The sequence below is a fragment of the Alkaliflexus imshenetskii DSM 15055 genome (genome assembly GCF_000517065.1).
Taxonomy (GTDB): Bacteria; Bacteroidota; Bacteroidia; order Bacteroidales; family Marinilabiliaceae; genus Alkaliflexus; species Alkaliflexus imshenetskii.
Genome location: NZ_KI912105.1, coordinates 3,500,630 through 3,527,612 on the forward strand (window position 1 = coordinate 3,500,630; position 26,983 = coordinate 3,527,612).

The 26,983-nt window shown below is 43.8% G+C and carries 19 protein-coding genes; 15 read left to right on the forward strand and 4 right to left on the reverse strand.

The annotated features are described in order from the left end of the window. Nucleotides 1–49: 49 nt before the first annotated feature. On the reverse strand, nt 50–1,291 hold the full coding sequence (locus ALKIM_RS0114590; RefSeq protein ID WP_026475293.1) for an aminotransferase class I/II-fold pyridoxal phosphate-dependent enzyme: 1,242 nt from the start codon (nt 1,289–1,291) through the stop codon (nt 50–52). A 328-nt stretch (nt 1,292–1,619) separates the two neighbouring features. Here ALKIM_RS0114590 and ALKIM_RS0114595 point away from each other — a divergent pair, with 328 nt between their 5' ends. The 9 genes from ALKIM_RS0114595 to cysN all read left to right on the forward strand — a co-directional run bounded on the left by ALKIM_RS0114595 (nt 1,620) and on the right by cysN (nt 13,430). Continuing rightward, nucleotides 1,620–4,094, forward strand: coding sequence for a TonB-dependent receptor (locus tag ALKIM_RS0114595; RefSeq protein WP_026475294.1), 2,475 nt, complete (start codon nt 1,620–1,622; stop codon nt 4,092–4,094). Between the two features lie 316 nt (nt 4,095–4,410). After that, nucleotides 4,411–5,211 carry an outer membrane protein assembly factor BamD gene (locus tag ALKIM_RS0114600; protein WP_026475295.1) on the forward strand — a complete coding sequence of 267 codons (801 nt, stop codon included), beginning with the start codon at nt 4,411–4,413 and terminating at the stop codon, nt 5,209–5,211. A gap of 35 nt (nt 5,212–5,246) precedes the next feature. Further along, a complete protein-coding gene (locus ALKIM_RS0114605; protein WP_026475296.1) occupies nt 5,247–5,579 on the forward strand; it encodes a DNA-directed RNA polymerase subunit omega in 333 nt (110 codons plus the stop codon). A 175-nt stretch (nt 5,580–5,754) separates the two neighbouring features. Further along, nucleotides 5,755–6,966: a bifunctional phosphopantothenoylcysteine decarboxylase/phosphopantothenate--cysteine ligase CoaBC gene (gene coaBC / locus ALKIM_RS0114610; protein ID WP_026475297.1), complete on the forward strand. Its 1,212-nt coding sequence runs from the start codon at nt 5,755–5,757 to the stop codon at nt 6,964–6,966. Between the two features lie 47 nt (nt 6,967–7,013). Next, the gene (gene porD, locus ALKIM_RS0114615; RefSeq protein WP_235714427.1) at nt 7,014–7,934 is read left to right on the forward strand and encodes a type IX secretion system protein PorD; all 921 of its coding nucleotides are present in this window, start codon (nt 7,014–7,016) and stop codon (nt 7,932–7,934) included. A gap of 261 nt (nt 7,935–8,195) precedes the next feature. Then, nucleotides 8,196–9,851 (forward strand): DNA repair protein RecN, encoded by a 1,656-nt coding sequence (gene recN / locus ALKIM_RS0114620; protein WP_026475299.1) that lies wholly within the window; start codon nt 8,196–8,198, stop codon nt 9,849–9,851. Between the two features lie 259 nt (nt 9,852–10,110). Continuing rightward, entirely contained in the window at nt 10,111–10,956 is an 846-nt protein-coding gene (locus ALKIM_RS0114625; RefSeq protein ID WP_026475300.1) for an enoyl-ACP reductase FabI, read from the forward strand. A gap of 269 nt (nt 10,957–11,225) precedes the next feature. Then, entirely contained in the window at nt 11,226–12,131 is a 906-nt protein-coding gene (gene cysD, locus ALKIM_RS0114635; protein WP_026475302.1) for a sulfate adenylyltransferase subunit CysD, read from the forward strand. Between the two features lie 21 nt (nt 12,132–12,152). Next, the gene (cysN, locus tag ALKIM_RS0114640; protein ID WP_026475303.1) at nt 12,153–13,430 is read left to right on the forward strand and encodes a sulfate adenylyltransferase subunit CysN; all 1,278 of its coding nucleotides are present in this window, start codon (nt 12,153–12,155) and stop codon (nt 13,428–13,430) included. An 88-nt stretch (nt 13,431–13,518) separates the two neighbouring features. Here the strand turns inward: cysN and ALKIM_RS0114645 are convergent, their stop codons facing one another. Then, entirely contained in the window at nt 13,519–14,463 is a 945-nt protein-coding gene (locus ALKIM_RS0114645) for a diacylglycerol/lipid kinase family protein (protein WP_026475304.1), read from the reverse strand. Between the two features lie 333 nt (nt 14,464–14,796). Here ALKIM_RS0114645 and ALKIM_RS0114650 point away from each other — a divergent pair, with 333 nt between their 5' ends. From ALKIM_RS0114650 to ALKIM_RS0114670, 5 genes are all read left to right on the forward strand, one after another. After that, a complete protein-coding gene (locus ALKIM_RS0114650) occupies nt 14,797–15,414 on the forward strand; it encodes a TetR/AcrR family transcriptional regulator (protein WP_026475305.1) in 618 nt (205 codons plus the stop codon). Between the two features lie 40 nt (nt 15,415–15,454). After that, on the forward strand, nt 15,455–16,810 hold the full coding sequence (locus ALKIM_RS0114655) for a TolC family protein (RefSeq protein ID WP_235714428.1): 1,356 nt from the start codon (nt 15,455–15,457) through the stop codon (nt 16,808–16,810). A 61-nt stretch (nt 16,811–16,871) separates the two neighbouring features. Continuing rightward, a complete protein-coding gene (locus ALKIM_RS0114660; RefSeq protein WP_044117993.1) occupies nt 16,872–17,921 on the forward strand; it encodes an efflux RND transporter periplasmic adaptor subunit in 1,050 nt (349 codons plus the stop codon). A gap of 51 nt (nt 17,922–17,972) precedes the next feature. Beyond that, complete coding sequence (locus ALKIM_RS0114665; protein WP_026475308.1) at nt 17,973–21,095, forward strand: efflux RND transporter permease subunit; 3,123 nt, start codon at nt 17,973–17,975, stop codon at nt 21,093–21,095. Between the two features lie 98 nt (nt 21,096–21,193). After that, nucleotides 21,194–21,487, forward strand: coding sequence for a PG0541 family transporter-associated protein (locus ALKIM_RS0114670; protein ID WP_026475309.1), 294 nt, complete (start codon nt 21,194–21,196; stop codon nt 21,485–21,487). 301 nt (nt 21,488–21,788) lie between these two features. On the opposite strand, the gene ALKIM_RS0114675 is transcribed toward ALKIM_RS0114670, so the two are convergent. Both ALKIM_RS0114675 and ALKIM_RS19670 read right to left on the reverse strand, forming a co-directional pair. Further along, entirely contained in the window at nt 21,789–23,381 is a 1,593-nt protein-coding gene (locus ALKIM_RS0114675; RefSeq protein ID WP_026475310.1) for an OmpP1/FadL family transporter, read from the reverse strand. Nucleotides 23,382–23,528: 147 nt separating this feature from the next. Continuing rightward, nucleotides 23,529–25,157 carry a hypothetical protein gene (locus ALKIM_RS19670; RefSeq protein WP_084555905.1) on the reverse strand — a complete coding sequence of 543 codons (1,629 nt, stop codon included), beginning with the start codon at nt 25,155–25,157 and terminating at the stop codon, nt 23,529–23,531. Between the two features lie 261 nt (nt 25,158–25,418). On the opposite strand from ALKIM_RS19670, the gene proS reads away from it, so the two are divergent. After that, complete coding sequence (gene proS, locus ALKIM_RS0114690) at nt 25,419–26,894, forward strand: proline--tRNA ligase (protein WP_026475313.1); 1,476 nt, start codon at nt 25,419–25,421, stop codon at nt 26,892–26,894. The last annotated feature ends 89 nt before the right edge of the window (nt 26,895–26,983 follow it).

The following is a 26,983-nucleotide window of genomic DNA, read 5'->3' on the forward strand; positions in this document are numbered from 1 at the left end:
GCTCTCCCTAAGGAAAGCGGTTTTTTTGTTACGTATTTATTTCGCCGGTTTACAAACTTGCGATTTTATCACTCTTGTATTTTCCGGCTTTTAATTTTTCAGATACTTCGGCAAAAGCGTTAATGGTGTACTGAACATCTTCCAGCGTGTGAACCGCTGTTGGAATAATGCGAAGCATAATTTGTCCTTTAGGAATTACCGGATATACTACGATAGAACAGAAAATGTTATAGTTCTCACGTAAATCCATTGTAAGGGTTGTGGCTTCGGGTACAGTACCGTCAAGAAACACTGGCGTTACCGGGCTTTCAGTTTTCCCAAGGTTAAACCCTTTTTCGCGCAATCCTTTTTGAAGTGCGTTAACCACTGTCCAAAGGTTTTCCTTAAGTTCTGGTTTTGTGCGAAGAAGTTCAAGACGCTTGAGCGCTCCAATTACCAGAGGCATTGGCAACGACTTGGCAAAAATCTGTGAGCGCATGTTGTAACGAAGGTAGTTTATCACATCTTCGCGACCGGCCACAAAGCCGCCAATCAGAGCCATCGATTTGGCAAATGTTCCAAAGATAATGTCTACACCATCTTCAACACCAAAATGTTCAGCCACGCCTGCTCCGGTTTTACCCATTGTACCAAAACCGTGTGCATCGTCAACCAGCAATCGGAATTGAAAATCTTTCTTGAGAGCTACAATTTCGTCAAGTTTCCCGAGGTCACCAGCCATTCCGAATACTCCTTCGGTGATAACGAGGATTCCACCGCCTTGTTTATCGGCAAGTGCAGTAGCTCTTTCAAGTTGTTTGCGCAGATTGTCGATGTTGTTATGTGGAAACACATAACGTTTTCCCATGTGCAAACGTAATCCGTCTAGAATACAGGCATGAGATTCGGAGTCATAAACAATTACATCGTTACGGTTAACCAGCGTGTCGATGATAGAAACCATACCCTGATAGCCAAAATTAAGAAGATATGCATCTTCTTTTTTTACGAATTCGGCAAGTGCAGCTTCTAGTTCTTCGTGCTTGGAAGTGTGTCCCGACATCATTCTGGCTCCCATAGGATAGCCCAATCCATACTCTTTGGTGGCCTCTGCATCCACCTTACGCACTTCAGGGTGATTGGCCAGTCCCAGATAGTTATTCAAACTCCAGGTTAATACTTCTTTACCACGAAATTTCATTTTCGGGTGTATTTCCCCTTCAAGTTTGGGAAACATGAAATAACCATGAGCCTCTTTGCCATACTGGCCCAATGGACCCATGTTGGCACTTATCTTATTAAAAATATCCACGTTAATAAGTTTTTAATTATTTCACGGGCAAAGGTAATCTTTTTTGAATATCCGTATCAGAAACCTCCATAAAATTATTGGTATTTATCTCTCATTTCGATTATGATTTTGCTGTAAGAGTTAAACAAAGTTGCATGTCCGACTTTAATGTTCAATTATACGGCACTTAAAAACCCCTAATTGTTGGGATTGTAGGGACAGGCTTATGTCTTTATGTTTGTAGTCTAAATTTTGGTATGGTTTTATACCATTGACGGAGTTGACAAACTCCATTTTTTTAAAACTGAAATAAGCAATTAAGTGCCTAATTGGATAAAATCACAAAACTATGAAACGTTTTTTTTGGTTTAGGAGAGTAAGCGGATTGTTCTTGTTGGCCGCATTTCTAATCTTCAATACCATATCAGTGTTTGGTATTACTGTTGGTGGCAGAGTGGTGAGCGAAGGTAACGCGGTGCCATACATAGCTGTGTATGTTAAGGGAACAGCCAATGGTACCACAACTGATGCAAATGGACAGTTTGTTCTGGCATTAAATTCTGATACTGATATCACGCTTGGGATTCAAGGTTTGGGATATAAAACGGCTTATGTTGAGATTAGAAAGGACGAAAATCCCGGAAACTTGAGTATCAATATTGAGCCTGATAATCTGCTACTGGCTCAGGTTGTGGTTTCTGGCAGCAGGATTGGCATGTTGCGACACTTACCGGGATCCGTATCAATTGTAAATAGCGCACAATTGGCGCGTCAACAGCCAATGAGCGGAAATGAAGTTTTACGCAGCATCACCGGTATTCATGTGGTTGAGGAAGAGGGAGCCGGATTGCGTACCAATATAGGCATAAGAGGTCTCGACCCCGACAAAAGCCGCTCTGTGCTGATGCTCGAAGATGGCATCCCGGTGGCGTTGGCGCCATACGGTGAGCCGGAGATGTATTTCACACCCAACATTGACCGCATGAGTGGTATAGAAGTGCTAAAAGGGAGTGGTTCTATTCTCTTTGGTCCTCAAACCATTGGCGGTGTAATTAACTACCTTACTGCTGATGCACCCGCCGAGTCAAGTGGAAAACTTTCATTCAAAACGGGCGATTTTGGCTATAATAACAGCCAGATTTTTTACGGTAATACCATTGGTAATACTGGCTTTACAATCAATTATACCCGAAAGCAGGCCGAAAATTTTGGCCCTACACAGTTTCTGCTACACGATTTTAATGCCAAGTTGCAAACCAACTTTTCGCCAATATCCCAATTAATGGTGAAATTGGGTGTGTATGATGAAAACTCAAATTCAACTTATGTTGGACTTACGCAACCCATGTATGACAGGGGCGACATGGACGATCTTCGCCTGGCTCCTGATGATGCACTCGACATTCGAAGGTATGCAATAAGTGCCAATCATAAGTATCTCTTATCAGAAGGATTGCAGTTGAGTACATCCGTTTTTGGATATACAACCACCCGTAACTGGAACCGTCAGGATTTTACATACAGTGCCACGGCATCTAACCTTACTGGAGTGGTTCACGGAACGCCAGATGGTAATCAGGGGGCTATTTATCTGCGAAACACCACCGGCCAAAGAAACCGGCAGTTTGAAGTTGCAGGAGTAGAGCCGAGGGTAGAGTATCGTTATCAGATTGGCGACCGTACGGCCAAGATGGATGCAGGTGTCAGATATTTGTATGAGCGTGCTTTTGAGCAACGAGTGAACGGAACAAAAGCAGGTGCTTTATCAGGCAACATTCAGGAGGATGAAATCAGAACAGGTTATGCATTGAGTGGTTACCTACAGAATAAATTTATGCTTAGCGAAAAATTGTCAGTTACGGCAGGCATTCGCAGTGAAAGTATCTGGTATGAACGTGAAATTATGCGCATTAGCAACAGGGATACGCTGATTGTTGCCAAAACAGATGTTACTTCATTGATTCCCGGAGCGGGCGTAAACTACAATATTTCGGACAGGGTTGGCGTTTTTGCGGGAATCCACCGAGGTTTTGCGCCTCCGCGCACCAAAGATGCCATAAGCAACAGTGGCGAAGATTTACAGCTTGAGGCAGAAAAAAGTTGGAACAGTGAGTTGGGACTGCGTTCAAACATTGGCAGTCTTGAGATTGAGATGACTGCTTTTCACATGGACTTCTCAAATCAGGTGATACCTGTATCCGAATCGTCAGGAGGAGCTGGTAGCGGTTATATTAATGGTGGACGTACCCTGCATTACGGCTTAGAATCATCACTCCGATTGGGTTTCAATGATGTTTTACCAGCCAATTGGTTGGGGCATTTATACGTTGGAGGAACCTATGTGCATTCTGAGTTTTCGAGTGACAGGTTTGTGTTGCAAAAAACTGCCATTACGCCGGGTCTTGAGAATGTATATTTAAACGTTAAAGGCAATAAAACACCTTATGCGCCTGAGCTTACGCTAACCGGCGGCATTCAGGTGGAGGTGCCTGCGGGTGTTGGTTTAAGCATAACCGGCAATTACATTGGCAGCCAATACACCGATGTGCTCAACACCGAAAATGTTTACGATTGGATTGCTACAGATGCAGCCGATTCTGACTATCGTTATGCCCAGGCCAATACCAACGGGCGAATTGGTAAACTGGATGCCTATTTTATCACCAACTTAAACGCCTGGTACAACCATACAGCGTCGGGGCTCGGATTTAGTTTTACCATCAAAAATATTACCAATGAGCGATATATTGTAACTCGCAGACCACAAGGAATAAGAGCCGGTTTGCCACGCTTTATATCTGCCGGAATCACATATAATTTTTAGAAGAACTCTACTTGAATTGTAAAAGGCCGTTTCTCCCATCAAAGGGAGGACGGCCTTTGTACGTTATTTTTTGTTGTTATGGAAATGGGGATTGTGGTCTGATTTTTGTTTATGCCAGAAAGTGTTTTTGCCTGAGATCTTGTTTCTGCATCACTTTGTATCAGCAGATGTTTAAAATTAAGCCCACTGCTAAGTATTGCTAAAAATATCGTTTTAACTATTAGTGAATTGAAATGAAAACTATATCTTTGCAGGATGTTTCCGGGCAAAACATTGTTTGTGTTTTGTTTATATAAGTAATAATAAAGACCTTCAAATGAGGAAATTATTCTTTTTTGTTTTTATGATGCTCATGGTTCTGACCTCCTGCAGCGAATATCAAAAATTGCTGAAAAGCAACGATTATGACCTGAAGTACCAGAAGGCAATGGAGTATTATGAAAAAGGAGACAACATGCGTGCCTCTACGCTTTTTGGTGAATTGATAGGAATTTACAGAGGTACTGAGCGTTCGGAAACGGCTCATTTTATTTATGCTCAGTGTCTTTACAATATGCGTGATTATTTGATGGCTGATCACTATTTCCGCATGTTTGTGCAGAACTATCCTACCAGTGAACGAGCCGAAGACGCCCAGTTTATGGCTGCCTATTGTAACTACAAAATGTCGCCCAACCCCAGGCTGGATCAAACATACACATACAATGCCCTCGATGGGTTTCAGCTGTTTATCAATCTGTACCCAAACAGCGAACGTGCATCCGAAGCTACCGTGTTGATGGATGAATTGCGTAATAAGCTGGTATTTAAAGCATATTTAAATGCAAAACTATATTACCACCTTGGAACCTACATGGGCAACAACTATCAGTCTGCAGTGATTGCCGCGCGTAACACATTGGATGAGTTTCCCGATACCAAATATCGTGAGGAGTTGTCATTCCTGATTCTTGATGCCAAATTTATTCAGGCAGTTAACAGTATCGAAGAGCGAATGGAAGAGCGGTTGCGCGATACCATAGACGAGTATTATTCTTTTGTCAATGAGTTTCCTCAAAGCCAGTACCTGCGTAGAGCAAACCGGATTTTTGAAGAGACTAACGCAATGCTTAGATAGATTTAGTAAAGTACGATTTTATTTATATTGTAACTATGGACTTCAAAAAATCAAAGGCGCCGGTTAATACCATAACCTGGGACACCGCCAAACTTGCCGAGCCTACCGGAAATGTTTACGAATCGGTAATGATAGTGGCAAAAAGAGCCAATCAGATTTCTGTAGAAATGAAAGAGGAACTTAACAGGAAACTGCAAGAGTTTGCTTCTTATACAGACAATCTGGAAGAGGTGTTTGAGAATCGTGAGCAAATTGAGATTTCACGTTTTTATGAGCGTCTTCCTAAGGCTACAGCATTGGCTGTTACTGAGTTTATGGTGGAGGATAATGTGTACCACCGAAATCCTTCGAGAGACGAGAAAATTTAATGCCACAAGCAACAAGTGTTTGCGGTTAACCTGATTGTTTTAATCAGATAGATTTGTCGAAACAAGCTCATCTGCTGGCTGTCAGGCCAAAATTTTAGAAAGATAAAAGAGATGTATTGTTTCTTTTATCTTTTTTTATTGATATCTGCCGTTGTTTGTTCTAGAACCAAATGCCATGTTGGAAGGGAAAAAAATAATATTGGGTATTACCGGCAGCATTGCTGCCTACAAAGCCGCATTTCTGCTTCGTCTGCTTATTAAAGAGGGAGCCGAGGTACAGGTAATAATTACACCGGCCGGCAAAGAGTTTATTACGCCGGTTACTTTGTCTGCCCTTTCAAACAGGCCGGTATTGGGTGCATTTTTCGAGAACCGCGACGGAACATGGCATAGCCATGTAGATTTGGGATTGTGGGCCGATGCATTTGTTATTGCACCGGCCACCGCAAATACAATGGGTAAAATGGTAACTGGTATTTGCGACAATCTACTCGTAACCACCTATCTCTCGGCCCGCTGTCCTGTTTTTATAGCACCGGCGATGGATTTGGACATGTTTCAGCACCCTTCCACAATACAAAACATTAAAACGCTCCAGGAATGGGGGTGCCATGTGATAGAGCCCGGCACGGGTGCGTTGGCCAGCGGCTTATCGGGCAAAGGGCGAATGGAGGAGCCTGAAGTTATTGTAGAAAAGCTTAAAACGTTTTTCTCTGACTCGATTAAAAAAAAAACACTAACCGGTAAGCGGGTGATGGTTACTGCCGGCCCTACCTATGAATCCATAGATCCGGTTCGCTTTATCGGTAACTACTCTTCCGGAAAAATGGGGTTTGCTATAGTGGAGGAGCTTGCGGCACGAGGGGCTCAGGTGGATTTAATTGCTGGCCCTGTGCATGTTGAGTTGTCTGGCAGTGTTTTGATTAACAGGGTGGACGTAAAAAGTGCCAGGCAGATGTACGAAGCGTGTTGCAATAGTTTTCCATATTGTGATGCCGCTATCATGGCTGCTGCTGTGAGCGATTATGCACCTGCCGGATATCACACATCTAAAATAAAACGGAGTGGCGAAAACTTAAGAATTGAGCTGGTTGCCAATCCGGATATTGCCAAGGAAATGGGTCAAATGAAGCGGGACGGACAGATTCTTGCAGGGTTTGCACTCGAAACCGACAATGAAGAAGCCAATGCTGGCAAAAAGCTCATATCAAAAAATCTTGATTTTATCGTGCTTAACTCACTCGCGCAAGCTGGCGCCGGGTTTATGACAGATACCAATAGGATAACTATTCTCAATCGTGAAAATAAAAAAGAGGAATTTGCGTTAAAAAGCAAAAGGGATGTTGCGGTTGATATCGTTGACTACCTCGAGAAGTTAATGATTTGATTTTTCATTCTCTATATATTTGTTCTATGTCTCAAATTTGCAGTCTCTTGAAACAAAAAGCAGCCGCATTAGTTATTTTTTGCTTCTCGTTTTTTCTGTTGTCCCAGGTGACGCAGGCACAGGAACTGCGTTGTATGGTGCAGGTAGTGGCGCCCGGTGTGCAGGGAACCAACAGGGGGGTATATGAAACCCTTCAAACTACCATTATGGAGTTTATGAACGGTCAACGATGGACTGAGCATCGGTTTAAACCCGAAGAGCGCATTGATTGCTCAATTTTTATCAATATACGTGAGGTAATTGGCAGTGATGAGTATAAGGGCACCATTCAAATTCAAGCCCGCCGTTCGGTATATAACTCATCATACAATTCACAACTTATAAATTTTCAGGATCAGAACCTGCACTTCAGATATGTTGAGTTTGATCAGTTGATTTTTAATCCTGCAAATATAGAATCTAACCTGGTTGCTATTCTGGCTTATTACGCCTATGTGATAATTGGTTACGATTATGATACTTTCAGTTCAAGGGGTGGCACACCCTATTTTCAGAGGGCAGAGCAAATAGTCAGCGTTTCTCAGAATGCAAGGGAAGCCGGTTGGCGTTCGTTTGAAAGTACCCGAAACCGTTATTGGCTTGTCGAAAACCTTCTTAGTGAGCAGCATGCCCCATTGCGAAATGCTTATTATCAGTATCACCGGCGGGGTTTGGATATGATGGCCGACAAGCCGGAAGAGGGCAGGAGTAATATTGTGTCAGCCATTGAGCAGTTACAACGCGTATATCGCCAACGGCCAAACTCATTTGCCTTGGGATTCTTTTTTGATGCCAAAACGGAGGAGCTTGTAAATGTTTTTTCTGGTGCACCATCCATGGAACGTGGACGAGTGGTTAATCTGCTCACCGAAATAGACCCATCCAATTCGGATAAATACCGACGCTTGACTTCAGAAGGCAACAGATAAATTTGGAAATGCATTTTGTTTTTTGATGATGACATGTCCGTGTTGTAGATTTATTGGAGTCTGCACCTAACTGATATGGAGTAGATTGTTTAAAACTTTCGCTTCCGATGACTGTTTCTTGAAACAACTTTTCTATTTTTGTTATACCCTTAATATTCTTAGTTTCGCTTTTAATCTGTTTATAATGAATGTTTTTGATTGTTTGTTGAACAGGGCAGACGGCTAAATTAGAATGGATAGGGAAAAGAAAAATTGTCATCTATGCTAAAACAGCTTCAAATTTTAAATTACGCGCTAATTGATTCAGCCGATATATCATTTGACAATGGTTTTTCGGTGATAACTGGCGAAACCGGTGCCGGAAAGTCCATTATGTTGGGCGCACTGGCTCTGATTCTTGGTCAGCGCAGTGATACTTCGGCTATGCGTGATAAGGAGGAGAAATGCGTGGTTGAGGCATGTTTCAATCTAGAGGGCTATGGCCTTGAACCGCTTTTTGTTGCTGAGGATGTCGATTTTGATAACGAAACGGTCATCAGACGCGAAATACTGCCATCAGGCAAGTCGCGTGCTTTTGTGAACGATACGCCTGTGACGCTCAATTTTCTCAAAGAGTTGTCGCAAAAACTCATTGATATTCATTCGCAGCATCAAAATCTGTTGTTGGGCGATTTTAATTTTCAGTTGATGGTGGTTGATACTGTCGCAGGAAACGCCCATCTTAAAAGCGATTATAGAAAAGGGTTCGACCAGCTTAAGCAGATAAAGAAGGAGCGTTCACGGCTGTTAGAGATGTATGAAAAACAGCAATCTGATAAAGATTACTGGTCGTTTCAGGCCAACCAGTTGCGTGAAGCGGCCATGCAACCCGGTGAGCAAGCTGAGTTGGAGCAGGAGCTGGAGCAACTGACCCATGTTGAAGAGATTAAGGCAGCTTTGTCATCGGCTAATTTGTTAATGGCTGAAGGTGAGTATCCAATTTTGGATGGCATACATCAGGTTCAGGGCGAGCTATCCCGCATCAGCAAGTATTTACCAGGAGGCGATGAACTTTGGAGCAGGTTAGAAATCATTAATATTGAATTAAAGGATATAGCCAGGGAGATTGGTGAGCGAAGTGCCGGAATTGAGTTTGAGCCCCAGCGTGCGCGATATGTGCAGGACAGGCTCGATACCATCTATTCTTTGCAACAGAAGCATCATGTGGATTCTGTTGATGCACTGCTCTCATTATTGAGCGATTTGGACGAAAAACTTACCCGTCTGGAATCCTTCGACGAAGAGATTGCGTTGCTTGACAATGCCATAGCTGCTCAACAGGCAATTGTTGAGACGCTGGCAGAGAAACTCTCTGACAGCCGGAAAGCTGTTTTTGAGTCCATTCAGCACTCTATTGAGCAACAATTGCATCAGCTGGGTATGCCACATGCGCGGTTCCGTATTTCTCATTCTCCGTCTGAGGCATTTCGTGATGACGGTTTTGATGAGATTCAATTTTTATTCACTGCCAACAAGAACGGCGAGTTGGCCGATATTCCCAAGGTGGCTTCCGGTGGTGAGATGTCCAGAGTTATGTTATGTATCAAATCATTACTGTCGTCGGCCAAAGGGTTGCCGACCATCATTTTTGATGAAATAGATACAGGTGTGTCGGGTGAAATTGCCGACAAAATGGGACGCATCATGCAGCAAATGGGGCTTAACATACAGGTTATAAGCATTACCCATCTGCCTCAGATAGCCGGCAAGGGAGCCAATCACTACAAAGTTTACAAAACCGATACCGATCATCAGACCATTTCTGCCATACGGCAATTGAATGATGAAGATCGTGTGTTGGAAATTGCCGGTATGCTGAGCGGCGCTGAATTGTCGGAAGCTGCCTTAAGTAACGCCCGGGATTTAATGGCAAAGTAGGTTTCTTTTCGCGTACCCCAAGCTACGCTGTGTTACCATGTGATTGTTTTACATGCGGTTGTATGTCGTGTTACATTTTCACGAGCTCCGGCTTTTCTCTACCAACACGCAAAGGCAGTAATCGTTATGATTCATTCGAATTTTCGATTGAATTATCCCGTGTTTTCTTAAATTGTTTTAATTAAGACGAAAAAGTATTTAATTTTCATTTCTGGATAATTAAGCCGTATATTTGTACCCTCAAAAATCAAAACTTAATATGGGATATAATCTATTAAAAGGTAAAAGAGGGATTATTTTCGGTGCCCTAAACGACATGTCAATTGCCTGGAAGGTAGCTGAGATGGCGCACGCTGAGGGTGCCGTATTTACTCTGTCAAATACCCATGTGGCATGTAGAATGGGTAGCGTTATGGAACTGGCACAGAAGACCGGTGCTGAAGTTATACCGGCTGATGCCACCAGTATTGAAGATCTTGAGAATGTGATTAAAACTTCCATGGAGGTGATGGGGGGTAAGATTGATTTCATCCTGCACTCTATCGGTATGTCTCTTAACGTACGGAAGCATAGACTCTACAACGATCTCGACTACAATTATCTGGCAAAAACTCTGGACATATCTGCAATTTCCTTTCACAAGGTAATTCAAACGGCCTATAAACTGGATGCAATGTCTGAGTGGGGTTCAATTGTGGCTTTGTCATACGTGGCAGCTCAACGTACCCTTTACGGTTACAACGATATGGCCGATGCCAAAGCTTTACTTGAATCCATCGCACGAAGCTTTGGTTACATCTACGGTCGCGAAAAGAAAGTACGCATCAATACCATTAGCCAGTCACCTACCGTTACTACCGCTGGTAGTGGGGTAAAAGGTATCGACGGACTTATCGATTTCTCTGATCGGATGTCGCCACTAGGTAATGCTGATGCCAGTGATTGCGCAAGCTATTGCATCACTCTGTTCTCTGATCTTACCAAAAAGGTGACCATGCAAAACCTTTTCCACGACGGAGGGTTCTCAAGTATGGGAATGAGCCTTGCTGCCATGAAACAGTACAACAAGAGTTTCGATGCAGGCGAAGTGGAAGATCTTTATTAATGATGGATTGATTTCTTAGCTGCTTTTAAAGGATTTCATACGCCCGCGATGGGAATAAAAAACCTTTATTTTTAGCGCAATAGATGGATAATAATATAAAAAGACCTTTCTTTGTGGAAGGTCTTTTTGTTGTTGTATGGACAATATTTCAATATGTCCCTTTAAAGCGTTAAATTTGGCTTTCCCAAAAAACGCGATACGTTTTAAAAGGAAGTATTGAATAATCCTGAAGCCGGCATGCCGGCACATTCATTTGTAAACAGATATTCATGGATAATTATCAAATCAACCATTTGAAGGAGCTGGAGGCTGAATCAATCTTTGTGATACGCGAAGTGGCAGCTCAGTTTGAAAATCCGGTTATGCTCTTTTCGGGAGGTAAAGACTCCATTGTGATGTTTCATCTGGCTCGTAAGGCTTTTTGGCCCGCCAGAGTTCCTTTCCCGTTGTTACACATCGATACCGGACATAATTTTGAGGAAACACTCATCTATCGCGACCAATTAATGGAAAAAACCGGAGCTACCTGTATTGTGCGATTGGTTCAGGATTCCATCGATAAAGGCAGGGCAAAGGAAGAGACTGGTTACAATGCCAGCCGCAATAAATTACAAACGATTACGCTTCTGGATGCTTTGGAGGAGTTGAAGTTTGATGCAGCCATGGGTGGCGGCCGACGCGATGAGGAGAAGGCAAGAGCCAAAGAACGGTTCTTCTCGCACCGTGATGAGTTTGGCCAGTGGGATCCTAAAAACCAACGTCCGGAACTTTGGAATCTTTTTAATGGACGCAAGAATATGGGTGAACATTTCCGTGTTTTCCCCATAAGTAACTGGACCGAAATGGATGTTTGGCAATACATCTATATGGAACAAATAGAATTACCTTCACTATATTATACACACGAACGCGAAGTATTTGAGCGGGACGGAGTGCTTATGGCCACTGCACCGTTTATGAAGTTGCGCGATACTGAAAAGCCAAAAATTATGCAGGTAAGATGTCGTACCATTGGGGATATCTCCTGTACTGGACTCACACTATCTGCGGCCAACTCTTTAGAAGATATTATTCAGGAGGTTGCGGCATCGCGTGTGACTGAGCGCGGCGGAAGAGCCGACGACAAGCGTTCAGATGCGGCAATGGAAGACCGCAAAAAAGAAGGTTATTTTTAATTCTCGTTTGAATCCATTATCATGAGCGGAAAAAATTCAGGTTATTTAGATATGGAACTGCTGCGGTTCACGACCGCAGGAAGCGTCGATGACGGAAAAAGTACATTGATTGGCCGGTTGCTTTACGACTCCAAGGCCATCTTTGAAGATCAGATGGAGGCCATTGAACGGGCAAGTATCAAAGCCGGTGGCGAACAGGTAAATCTGGCCTTGCTAACCGATGGTCTAAGAGCCGAACGTGAACAGGGTATTACCATCGATGTGGCATACCGTTATTTTGCGACACCAAAACGTAAGTTTATCATTGCGGATACGCCGGGGCATATTCAGTACACTCGCAACATGGTAACGGGTGCCAGTACTGCCAACGTAGCCATTATTTTAGTGGATGCCCGCCAGGGAGTTCTGGAGCAGACGCGCAGACATGCCTATATTGCATCGTTGCTGCAAATTCCACACCTTATTATATGTGTGAATAAGATGGACTTGGTTGAATACAATCAGGACGTGTTTGAAAGAATTGTCAGTGATTTTGAAGCCATCGCCTCCAAATTGTCAGTTAAAGATGTGCGTTTTGTCCCCATTAGCGCACTCGAAGGCGATAATGTGGTGGATAGAAGCACAAAAATGGATTGGTATCAAGGACCTACTTTAATGTATCTTCTTGAGAATATTCATATAGGAAGTGATATAAACCGTGATGATTTCCGTTTTCCTGTACAATATGTGATTCGTCCCCAATCCAAAGACTGGCCCGATTATCGGGGTTATGGCGGTCGCGTGGCCAGCGGCGTTGTAAATGTGGGCGATAAGGTAACTGTTTTACCGTCAGGGTTTTCATCAGTGGTGAAAAGTATCGACTTATTCAACGAATCACTTGATATGGCTTTTGCCCCACAATCTGTTACCATTACGCTCGATGATGACATTGATATCAGTAGGGGTGATATGATTATTAAAGAATCAAACGGGAAGCAGCCGCGTATTGATCAAAACATTGAAATGATGATATGCTGGTTCAATGAGAGGAATCTTGTGCCGGGAGGCAAGTATGTCCTAAAACACACCACTACAGAGGTGCGCTGTATGATTAAAGATGTACAGTACAAGGTGGACATCAACAATCTGGAGAAGAACCATGAGAGCATCGAAGTAGGGATGAATGACATCGCGCGTATCTCTGTTAGAACAACCAAACCGCTCTTTTTTGATGCGTATAATGTGAATCGAATTACCGGAAGTGTGATTCTGGTTGACGAGGGAACCAACGAAACCGTAGCAGCAGGGATGATAATATAGATTGCCTCCGGTTATATAAAACATAAGAAATCCGCTCTTTGAAAATTAAGGGCGGATTTTTTTGTTCAGTTAAAATGCCTGTGGGATATTAATTTCGTGTGATGGCCGGCAGCATTTCAATGAGCGGCGAAAACATATTTTGTGCCTGTTTAAGATGGGCAGGAGGTGCTGCCACTTTGAGTGCCAGCGGCATAATTTCTACATCTACACGCGTGCCAAGATTTACAGGTTCACCATCTACATGACCCAAAAGGTTGGTTTCATGTTCTACTGTAACGCTTGGAGCCTTTACAATTACATCATACTTGTTTTTATCGATACTTTGATCCAGTAAACTGATAAGCAAAGCAGGAGCGGTTACTTTCGGGAAGTCCCGAATCAGACAAACATCAATCAATCCATCGTCGATACGAGCCTGGGGTGCAATATGGATGTTATTGCCCCATTGCGAAGAGTTGGCAAAGCTGATGAGAAATGCATCCCAAGTTTGGGTTTGTTCACCAATGGTTACCCGGTATTTTGATGATTTGTAATTGGCAAACTCTTTGGTTATGAGTTGCATATAGGCCAGTGGACCCCGGTTTTTGCGGTTGGCAAACTTATGGCTTATGAATGCATCAAATCCTATTCCGGCCACATTTAATGAATGAAATTCATTGATTTTTATCACATCGATGGCCTTAATTTGCAGCTGGTTAAGTGCCTGAACGGCCTTGTTTACTTTAAAAGGGATTTTCAGAAATCTGGCCAATCCATTGCCGGAGCCGGTCGGAATGATGCCCAATGCTGTGCTGCTGCCAATTAGTCCACGGCCTACCTCGTTTACGGTGCCATCGCCGCCTACAGCCACAATTACATCAAAAATTCCGGCATTGTTTTGACTTATCTCAATGGCATGCCCTTTGTGGTTGGTGTATGCCACATTAACTTCCCAGTTTTTTTTATCCATCTCTGAATGGATAATTTCTTCGAGCGACTTATAACGACCAATGCCCGATACCGGGTTTATAATGAAGAGAATTTTTCTTCTCATTGAGTTTACTTCTTAATATCCATCACAAAGATAGTACTAAAATAGTGGCTTCTTCACAATTAAGTTACAGCCTGCCGAAAAGCAATTGGGATAGGTTGATTTCAAAGGCATCCGCTTGGTTGTTAATTAATTAAAAATATTGTGATAATTGACTTTTAGTCATTTTTGGTATTGACTTACAGTTCAGTTTCTGGGTTTACTCTTTTTGAATATATGCTTAACGTATTAATAATCAGGGTTAAGTGGAGTGTGAGTTAATATAGGTTAAAACCAGAAAACTATTTTGGTTTATTTGGTTTTCTCCATACATTTGCTAACCTAAAATCGATTACCATGGAAGTAAGGGATAGAATAATTGAAGGTGCCGGCAAGTTGTTTCTGACTGAAGGCATTCGTCGGGTCACTATGGATTATATCGCAAAAAAGCTGGCCATATCCAAACGCACAATCTATGAGATGTTTCAGGATAAGACAGAGTTGGTGAAGGCTACGTTGGAGTATCTTACCCGAAAACATGACGAAGAGTTTAATGCCATTCAAAAAGATGCAGGGAATGTGATTGAGGTTATTGTAGGTGTATTGCAGGTTGGCGTTACATCTATCAAACAGGTAAGTCCTTTGTTTTTGGACGATTTGGAGTTACACTATCCCGTGTTATGCGAAGAGACCATTGTAAGACGCCGACGGGAATCGATGTTGAATTTTGAGCTTCTGATTACACGAGGTATTGATGAGGGAATGTTCAGAGCAGATTTGAATGTGCGGCTGGTAGCTAAAATTTTCATTGAGCAGATGAATGCGATGAATAATCGCAATGTTTTTCCGCCTGATGAGTATCCTGCCGTTGAATTGTTTGAGACACTTTTTCTAAACTTCATCCGCGGTATCAGTACGCTTGAAGGAATCCGCAAACTGGATGAGCTGCTCCTGAACAGAAACGAATTAAAATAACACAGAAAACCACAACAATAATTTAAGAATATTAATGAGTATGAGCCTACAACTGAAATTGCGCCGACTGGTATTTGGTCTATCGGCACTTGTTTTTTCGGGAACAACGGTTTTTGCGCAGGAGAGTGAATCCAACGTTTTGGAGTTGAATCTGCAAAAAGCCATTGAGATTGCGATGTCGGATAACCCAATGATTCGCATCGCTGAGAAAGAGATAAAGCGTGTAGATTATTCACGTAAGGAGGCGCGTAGCGGACTGCTGCCGTCGGTAAACGGAGAAGGCAGTTACAACAGGAACTTCAACAAACCCGTAATTTTTATGCCGGAGGGCATTTTTGGTCCGGGTTCAGGCGGCCCAATCGAAATGGGATATGACAACAGCTTCACAGGCGCCGTTTCTGCATCTCTGCCTTTATTCTCATATTCCTTGTTGCAAAGTATCCGCATTTCTGATCACGATGTGGAGATTGCACTTGAATCGGCAAGGGCATCAAAAATCAATATGGCAGCCGAAGTGAGAAAGGCTTATTATACAGTTTTATTGGCCAACGATTCTTATAAAGTCATCCGAAAAAGTATTGACAATGCCAATGAGAATCTGACCAATGTGCGTAACCTCTTTTCGCAAGGATTGGTAGCCGAGTATGACGTTATACGTAGCGAGGTACAGGTGCGTAACCTTATGCCATCATTGATACAGGCACAAAACGGCGTGAGCATGTCTGAGATGATGTTGCGTGTGCTTCTGGGCGTTCACCAGGATATAAACATAGAGGTGACCGACTCGCTGGACGATTATCAGAAGATGAGAACTGCTTCGGCTGGAGACGCAAATTTTGACATCTCGGCCAACAGTGACTTACGTAAGCTTGATTTACAGATGGAGCGCATGCAAACACAGTTTCAACTGGTGCGTTCACAAAGGTATCCTACATTGGCTGCTTTTGCTCAATACCAATTTACTGCTCAATCAAATGATTTTGATTTTGGTAATTACCAATGGGCAAAGCCCTTTATTGGGGGCTTAACACTTCAGATTCCTATTTTCAGAGGGTTCTCAGTGAGCCATCAGGAAAAACAAGTGAAAATTGGAATGGAGCAGATGGCTATGCAACGCGAATATCTTGATAGAAACCTTACGCTTCAGGTGCGTAATGCATATACCAATATGCAACGTGCCCAGGAGCAAATTGAGTCGGGACAAATGGGCGTTAAACAGGCCGAAAGGGGCTTTTCCATTGCACGAACACGGTATCAAACAGGTTCTGGTACTTTGCTCGAACTCAATGATGCGGAGATAGCACTGACGCAGGCCAAACTAACTCTTAATCAGGCTCTGTTTGATTTACTCTCTGCCGAAGCGGATTTTATTATGATTCAAGGACAGGTGGAGTAACTTTTAAGAATTAATATTTAAGGAATATACAATTCAGAACGATAACAATTCATTCACAAATATGAGAAAGCAAATTTATAGAGCTGCAGGCATGTTGCAGTTGGTTTCGGTACTAATACTTTTATCATCATGTGGTGGTAAAAAAACAGCAAGTGATGAAACAGAGGAACAATTGCCACTTGTTAAAACGACTATTGCTATTGCACAAATGGTTGAGCAACAGGTTACCCTAACCGGAAACATAGAGCCGTTTGAGAAAGCATATATCAGTCCGGCGGCACCCATGCGTGTGGAGAGAATTTTTAAGGAAGTAGGTGACTTTGTACGAAAAGGTGATCTGCTCGTCCAGATGGATATATCAAACTATCGCCAGGCAAAGATTCAGCTTGATAATCTTGAGATGGAGTTTGCCCGGCTCGATACACTTTTTAAAGTGGGTAGTATTTCGCAGCAGCAGCTCGATCAGATGGCGACGCAACTTGAAGTGGCACGTACATCTTATCGTAATCTGACTGAAAATACCCAACTGCGTTCTCCAATAAACGGCGTAATTTCCGGCCGTTTCTACGAGAATGGCGAGATGTTCAGCATGTCGCCTGTGGTTGATGGTCGTGCTGCTCTTTTCACTGTTGAAACAATCAATCCGGTGAAAGTCACCGTGAGTGTGCCCGAGCAGTTTTTCCCGAAGGTAGATAAGGATATGAATGTGGTTCTGTCATTGGATGTATATCCCGGGCAGCATTTTAATGGTTCGGTTTTTCTCAAATATCCCACCATCGACCCCACTACCCGCACATTTACTGTGGAGTTGCAATTTCCAAATCAGAATCTGTTGATTCGTCCAGGTATGTTTGGACGTGTGGTGCTTGGTTTTGGTGAAGCAAATCGTGTGGTTGTGAGTGATATGGCTGTGCTAAGGCAGCCGGGAACCAACGAACGTTTTGTTTTTGTAGAGAAAGATGGCCGTGTGGAGCGCCGAACTGTGATTCTGGGAAGGCTCGTGGACAGCCAGCTTGAAATAATCAGTGGCATAGAGCCCGGCGAAGCTGTTGTGGTAACCGGACATAACCGTTTGCTTGATGGGTCGGCCGTGAATGTGGTAAACGACTAGCAAATAGTTGTTGAAAAGTATTTTGTTTATCTGCAAAAAAGCTAAAGTAAAATGAGAATATATGAAACGGCTGTTAAAAAGCCCATTACGACCATATTGATATTTGTGGGCGTGGTGATATTCGGGTTGTTTTCGCTGCGCTATCTGCCCATCGATCTTTATCCTGAGATTGATCCGCCAATGGTTACTGTTTTCACGTTCTACCAGGGTGCCAGTGCGGCCGACATCGAGACTAACGTGACCCGGCCTCTTGAGGATAACCTGAACACAGTTAACAATTTAAAGAAACTCTCCTCTGTATCGCGCGACAATGTATCGTTGCTCACGCTTGAATTTGAGTGGGGCTCCAATCTCGACGAGGCCACCAACGACATTCGCGATGTGTTGGGGCGTATCGAAGCATTTCTTCCTGATGGCGTAGATAAGCCAATTCTCTTCAAGTTCAGCACCAGTATGATACCCATTATGATGCTGTCGGCAACTGCTGAAGAGAGTTATCCTGCGCTTACCAAAATTTTGGACGAGGCCATTGTAAATCCGCTCAACCGTATCGAAGGTGTAGGTGCTGTCTCATTATCGGGAGGCCCCAAACGGGAGATACAGGTTAACGTGGATCCTTTTAAACTGGATGCCTATAATATCTCGGTGGAGCAGCTTGGAAACTTCATCCGACAGGAAAATTTGAACCTTCCGGGCGGTGTGCTCGATATTGGCAGCCACACTTACCCCATCCGTGTGGAGGGTGAATATAAAAGTAGCGATGAGCTTGGCCGTTTGATTGTTGGTTCATTCAATGGTCGCACAGTGCGGCTTTCTGATGTGGCCACGGTAAAGGATACCATTGCCAAAATCACAATGGACGAGCGCACCAATGGTCGCACAGGTGCTCGCATCATTATACAGAAGCAGTCGGGTGGAAACTCAGTGAAGATTGCTGAGGAGGTAAATAAAGTGCTGCCACAATTGAAGCGCAGCCTCCCTTCTGATGTGCAGATAGAGATGATTTTTGATACATCCGAATTCATCCAGAACTCCATAAACAGCCTTGCCATGACCATTCTCTACGCGGGAATTTTTGTGGTGCTGGTGGTGCTGTTTTTTCTTGGGAGGTGGCGTGCCACCTTCATCATCATCCTGACAATTCCGGTTTCGCTCATTGTTTCATTTATTTATCTGTATGTTACGGGTAATACTTTGAATATTATATCCTTATCATCCCTTTCGATAGCTATTGGTATGGTGGTGGATGATGCCATCGTGGTACTTGAAAACATCACATCACATATTGAAAAGGGTGCATCGCCCCGTGAGGCTGCAATTTATGGAACCAACGAGGTAGGCTTGGCCGTTGTAGCAACAACGCTTACGGTGGTGGCAGTATTTTTCCCGCTTACAATGGTGCAGGGTTTAAGTGGTATCATGTTCCGGCAGTTGGGTATGATTGTGACGCTGGTTGTTGTTGTGTCAACCATAGCAGCGCTTACACTAACGCCTATGTTGGCTTCTCAAATGATGCGCCGTCAACCGCCCCGGAAAACCGGAATCATCAAGGTAATTTTTGATGGCATTGACCGTTTTCTTACTGGTTTGGATAACTTCTATGAGTCAACTTTGGCCATGGCTGTCCGTCGCAGGTTTTTGGTGCTGTTTGTCTCCATCGGTATTTTTATAGGTAGTATCTTTCTTTTACCGATGGTAGGGGTAGAGTTTTTCCCGCCGGCTGATAATGGTCGTATCGAAGCCAAAGTAGAGCTTCAGATGGGTTTAGGATTGGAGACTACTAAAGTTACTGCACGTAAAATTGAGCAGATATTTCTGGAGAAGTACCCTGAAGTTGAAGTGATTTCAACCAGTGCTGGTTCTGCCGACCAGGGTAATATCTTTGCTTCATTTTCTGATAATGGTTCACACATCATTAGTTTAACAATGCGCCTTTCATCGGCTACAGAGCGCAATCGCTCCATCTACGAAATAGGTGACATGATGCGTGCCGATTTGTCTCTTATTCCCGAGATTGAAGATTTTAGGGTTGATCCAGGCGGCAGTGGTGGCGGAATGGGTAGTGGTGCTGCTACAGTCGAAGTGATTATCTCTGGTTTTGATTTGGATGTGACTGGTCGTCTGGCCGATGAAATGGCTGAGACAATGACTAACATGGCCGGACTCAGGGATGTGGAAATAAGCCGTGATAAATCCAACGTAGAGTATCAACTGGTGCTTGACCGCGAAAAAATGGCACTGCACGGTCTCAATACCGGACTTGTTGCCAATGCCTTGCGAAACAGAATGCATGGTCTCACCGCTGCTCAGTTTCGTGAGGATGGCGAGGAGTATGACATTGTGGTTCGTTATGATGAGGTATTCCGTGAGTCGCTCGATAATGTGGAGGGCATTCTTATTCCCAATAATCAAGGTTTGTTTATCCGTCTGAGCGAAGTAGGTACGCTCAAGGAGTTCTTCTCGCCACCATCAATAGAGCGGGAAAACCGCCAGCGTATTGTGCGTGTTACTGCTTCTCTTTTTAATGCTTCGATGACAGATGTGGTACGTGATGTACGGGCTGCCTTCGATAGGATGGACGTGCCTGTTGGCGTTGGGATGGATATCGGTGGAACGGTTGAAGAGCAACAGGAATCATTTGCTGACATTCTTCTTCTGCTGCTATTGGTTATCATATTGGTTTACATAGTGATGGCGTCGCAGTTTGAATCGTTCAGGTCACCTTTCATCATTATGCTTACGCTGCCGTTTGCATTCACTGGTGTATTTCTCATGCTCTTTATCACAGGACATACTTTGAACCTTATCTCATTGATTGGCTCAGTGATGCTGGTGGGTATTGTGGTGAAAAACGGAATTGTGCTTGTGGATTATATCAACCTGATGCGCGATCGCGGACTGGCACTTGTTCAGGCTGTGATTGTAGCCGGAAGGTCGCGTTTGCGCCCTGTACTTATGACTACGCTCACTACGGCGCTGGCTATGATTCCGCTTGCAATGGGCATTGGCGAAGGTTCCGAAATATGGCAGCCAATGGGTATAAGCATCATTGGTGGACTGATGTTCTCAACCATGATCACATTGGTTCTGATTCCTGTAGTGTACACACTCTTTGGTGCAGGACGTATGAAACGCGAGAAGAAGCGTTTGCAAATGATGGAAGAGGAGATTTAAACAAGATAGACATTGATGCAAAATAGTGTTCGTTCGATGGCCTTGTGCCGTCGGACGAATAATCATGAAACGGATGATTAACCATCAAACAGAGAAAAATGAAAGCAGTATTTATTGCATATAACCAGGCACTTACCGAAAAGATAGAGTTTATTCTCGATCGCATGTCCATACGGGGATTTACGCGTTGGAACCAGGTTCAGGGGCGCGGCAGCCACACTGGTGAGCCACACATGGGAACCCACACATGGCCAGCCATGAACGAAACCATTCTCACCATCGTTCCTGATGAAAAGGTGAATGAACTAATGGATAAATTACGCCACCTCGACAGCAAGACCGAAATGCAGGGCTTAAGAGCCTATGTTTGGAGTGTGGAAGACGCGATTTGAGGTATAATAGCAAAAAATAGTTGGTAAAAAGCTCTGGAAGTATTTTCCCTATTGGGATTTGAAAGAGTTTATTGAAACGATTAACATACGAGCTATAGGCTTGCATTTGCGTTGTAAAGACTGACTTAATTCAGGTAGCGATGCTCCATTCCGCGCAAGAACTTTAGGCTCGGTGTATTTTGGTTGTGTTAAAATAGGGATACATTAGCATTGGTTTATAGCAACAAAACACCCCGGTAACGTAATCGCTACGGGGGTGTTTCTTTTTAACTATTTGTGTTTTTGTTATTGGAAATAAATTTTAAAAGCGCCAACCTAAAGTGACACCAAAATGGTGGCGATTGGTTTTTAGTTGAGCCGGCATTTGGTCCTCGTCGTTAAGATGTGAGGCATAATAGAGCGAATAGGTCTCCTTCTCTTGTCTTAACATGTAACCAAAATCAACGAACATGTTATCCATGCGGAAACCGAATCCCGCCGAATAGGTTTGATGCTTGTCCTTATTTTTGAAGTGCCCCTCTTTGTATGGGCTTTGAAAAACTCCATATCCTGCTCTAAGCGAAAAGAGTTCTGTTGGCCTGTATTCAGCACCAAATCTAAGGTTGTGCGTTGCACGGAAGGTGTTGTTAATGGCTGAATTTCTGGCGTTAACGGATTGTATGTCGCTTAAAGTTGAGTTTTTGCTTTTAAATTGCATGGAGCTGTAGTCAGTATATTCGTAATCCATAGAAATTAAGCCTTTGGTGCCAAAAATATACGATAAACTTCCAACTGCTTTAAGAGGCGTTCTGAAATTATACGAAAATTCCCCGTAACGTCTGCCTCTGTCAACTCCACCATCGTAAACTACTGGCTCATTGTTTTCGAGCTCAATATCAAAGTACTGCGATTCAACCATTGTTGTAAACTCATCATCAAATGAGTAAAAAGTGGGCGAGTGAAATGCTAATCCTAATCTTAACTCATTTGTAGGTTTATAAATAATACCGGTTTTTAGATTGATTCCGGCTCCAGTGGTTTTTATTTTCTCACGAAACTCGAAATCGTCACGTCCTTCAAATCCGTCCAAAGCTCTGAAGTATAAATAATTATAACTGTAGGATTGCCATCCGCCATTTACCTCTTCGTAATGCGAAAGTGTTTTATCGAAATTGAAAGTAGCAATTCCCAATGTTGCTCCTACATATAGCTTATGACTAAAATTTGCTCCAAAAGAGAGATTGAAATCACCTGTACTGCCGCTTTCGGTTAAAATACGACTCTGATTAATGCCATTGGTGGGGCCCCAAAATATGTTGTCAGGATTTTCGCCTACATATTCAAAACCATGAATATGACCCGAATATCCTTCCTCGGGATGTGCATCAATAAGATAATGCTCATTTGCAAGTCCATTGTAAAAATCATCCCATATCCCGGCATTGGCCTGATCCACAAACATGTCGAGCAGAGAGGATTGTATGCCGTTGCCTTGTATAAAGCTTCGGCGCGAAAAACTGTTGTTACGCGAGTATCCAATACCAAAGTGCGTGCTTATAAGTCCCGATGAAACTTCATGTATTGGTCTGTAGGTCCCAACAAAGCCGATTTGCTGAAAAGGCAGGCTGAATTTGTCATCCGATGAGATGATGCCAAAATAGTCTGATTCAGTTTTGGTGTACTGTAATGATGGGGTAAAGGTGAATTCACTGCTTCGGTAAACGGCAATACCTGCCGGGTTTATGCCTATGCTGGTGAAATCTCCGCCCAGAGCTCCCATGGCACCGCTAAGCGCCATGCTTCTGGCTGTTCCTGAGGGTTTATCCTGGGAAATGCGCAGGGCGTCTTCGGTTGTTTGGCCTGATGCGACCATCACTGCCGAAGCAAGGGTTAATGTGGCTATTATCTTCTTCATCGGTTTCAGTTTTTAGATTGACTGCGGAAACATAGGATTCAGAGGAGAGAGCAAGCCCTTTGTTATGGGGGTTTCCGACAGGTTTAGAGTCCTCAGCCTTAATTTCAATAAGGCTGAGGAGAAATTCATTGCTATAGTTGTGATTAATTATCTGCGTCCGCTACCACTGCTGCGCGATGATGAGCCGGAACTTGAGCCGGAGCTGGACGAGCTTCCTGAAGAGCTACCTGAGCTTCTGCTTGATCCTGAGCTGGAGCTGGGTGTGCTTACCGCTGGTGAGCTGCTCCTGCTGGGGCTTGACACCGACGGAGAGCTGCTTCTGGCCGGTGCCGGGCTACTGCTCCTTGTGGGTGCTGTAGAAGTACCCTGGGTGCTTGTGCCTGACGTTCTGGCGGGCGAAGTGCTACTGCCTCGCTGATAGGTTACCGGAGTTTGCTGACGTGTGGCTGCCGGGGTGGTAGTGGTGGCACGTTGCGGTGTTGCGCTACCTGCTGCCGGTCTGCTTTGCACGTTTTGCTGACTCTGATTGGTTGATACACTTTGAGTTTGTCGTGTTCCGGTATTCACACTCTGAACCGTTCCGGTTGACTGTGCAGGCCGTGGGCTGTCACTTACTCTTGTGTACGATGCCCTGTTGTAGGTAGGCCTGGTGTTGTCTTCCGGCTGACTATACGATGGCGTATAGCTTCGTCTGGTTGGTGCATCTTGCGCATAGCTTCTGGATGCTGCATTGCGTGAATCCGAAGTTGATTTCACTTCACCTTCCCCAGTAGAACCAGTACGAGGAACCCTTGTGGCGGTGGTGGCTTCACCATTTACGGTACGGCTAACCTGACCATCTCTGGGCTGTCTGGTTGCCTGTGTGGTAGAGGATGTAGCTGTTCTGCCATCTCTGGGTACCCTATCCGAGGTTGATGATCTTACGTCGCCTTGCGCGCTCCTTGGTGCACGAGTGTCACGAGTGTCTGAACTAAGGCCGTTACGCATGCCCCTGTGAACTGGTGTTGTTGTTCCGGGTCTATGGCTGTAGTAGGGTCTGTTATAATAATAGTGATGATGGTGGTGATATCCATACCAGTAGGGATGGTTCCAATGGCTCCATGCGTAGTATGGACTGTAGTAATTCCATCCAAAACCATATCCCCAATAAGGATATCCGTATGACCAACCAAAATAGAACCTTGAGGGGCTATGCCATCTGTTATAGTAGTGGTAATCGTACCAACGATTTGTCCAGGTAGGAAAAGCATAAGCATAATGTCCATCCACGTACACATTCCAATCGTAATGGTTAAAGTAAACCACTTCGCTATAGAACGGTGAATGATAAGGTATTCCTACTGCTGGGCCGTGGAACCTAACGATACGCTCTGCATAGCTTCTATCCATGCTTGAGCCTCTGAAACCATCTACCCAATATCCGGTCTCATCGTTGTAATAAAGCAACGTATCTACCTCCTGATAGTTGTTATCGCTCAAAAGGGCAGAATATTGTTCCTGAATACCGGAAAAGTCGCGCAAATCTTGATTCTCACGCGCCTGTTGGCTTTTTCTGTATTCGTTTTGTTGCGCGGCAAGTTCTCTGTTCTCAAGCCGTTGTTCTTCTCTTGTTAATGACGGAACCGGTGAAAATGCCTGATGCATATTGTCGCGGCTCACGCCTGGTACGTAATATATGTCGTCATAATAAACGCCGGGACCTGCTAATTGCGATGAACTACAGGCGCCCAGAAGTACTATCAGTACCATTGCGGTTGTCAGGCTAATTGCTCTCATGATCTGTCCTCCTGATTGGTTTTGCTTTATATGTTGCAAATTCTATACCAAAAACTGTAGTTGGAAACGTTTTTTGCAATAAAAATAAAACAAATATTAAAATTTGTAAAACCTGAAATATGGGTTAAATATGGTTTTTCTCTTTGAATTAGACAAATCCTGAGAGAAATTTCGTCAGGTGATAATTAATCGGGTGATTATTTCTATTTTTGTGGCTTACAGATAAACTTTTACAGACAATTTTATATTTGAGGGTCTTTTATGGCAAAAGTACTTACAAGCCGCGAGGAGAACTACTCGCAATGGTATAACGATTTGGTAATAAAAGCTGATTTGGCTGATAATTCGGCTGTAAGGGGTTGTATGGTTATTAAACCTTACGGTTATGCAATTTGGGAAAAAATGCAGCGTGTACTCGATGATATGTTTAAAGAGACAGGTCATGTGAATGCTTATTTTCCGCTGTTTATACCCAAATCATTTTTCAGCAAGGAAGCTGCTCACGTGGAGGGCTTTGCCAAAGAGTGCGCTGTTGTGACGCACTACCGGTTAAAAAACTCACCCGATGGCAAAGGGGTTATTGTTGATCCCGACGCCAAACTGGAAGAGGAGTATATTGTGAGACCCACTTCAGAAACCATTATTTGGAATACATACAAAAACTGGATACAATCTTACCGGGATTTACCAATTTTGGTTAACCAGTGGGCCAATGTGGTGCGCTGGGAGATGCGTACCCGTCTGTTTTTGCGAACTGCTGAATTTCTTTGGCAGGAGGGGCATACAGCCCATTCAACCAAAGAGGAGGCAATAAAGGAGACCGAAACCATGCTGAAGGTTTACGCCAACTTTGCCGAAAACTGGATGGCCATGCCGGTGGTTCAGGGATATAAAACGGCCAACGAGCGGTTTGCCGGTGCACTGGAAACCCTTACCATCGAAGCTTTGATGCAAGATGGAAAGGCTCTGCAATCGGGAACTTCGCACTTCCTGGGTCAGAATTTTGCCAAGGCTTTTGATGTAACATTTGCCAATCAGGAAGGCAAGCTGGATTATGTGTGGGCCACATCATGGGGGGTATCAACCAGACTTATGGGGGCGCTCATCATGTCGCATTCAGATGATAACGGCCTTGTTTTGCCGCCAAAACTGGCTCCAATTCAGGTTGTGATTGTTCCTATTTATAAGAAAGAGGAAGAGCTGGCAAAAATTAGTGAAGTAGTTGATAAGCTGTCAGCCAAACTTAAGTCGCTTGGCATTTCGGTGAAGTATGACAACGATGACAAGCGTAAACCGGGATGGAAGTTTGCTGAGTACGAACTAAAAGGTGTGCCTGTTCGTTTGGCAATGGGACCTCGTGACCTGGAAAATGGCACCGTTGAGGTAGCGCGTCGTGATACACTTCAAAAAGAGGTAATGCAGCTTGAAGGCCTTGAGAACAACATCCTGGCACTTTTAGATGATATTCAGTCTAATATTTATAAAAAGGCGCAGGCGTTCCGTGAGGAGAAAACCACCGTGGTGAATGATTATGAAGAGTTCAAGCGTCTGCTCGATGAAAAGGGCGGTTTTTTCCTTTGTCACTGGGATGGAACATCCGAAACCGAAGAGCTCATAAAAACTGAAACCAAAGCAACTATACGTTGTATACCAATTGACGCTCCTGAAGAGCAGGGGAATTGTATGGTTACCGGTAAGCCATCGTCGCGCAGGGTACTGTTTGCCAGAGCTTACTAACTGATATTGATTTGTTCAACGATTGAGTTGGCAAATATCCAAATAGAAAAGGGGCAGTCTCACAAGGCTGTCCTTTTTGTTTTTAGTCA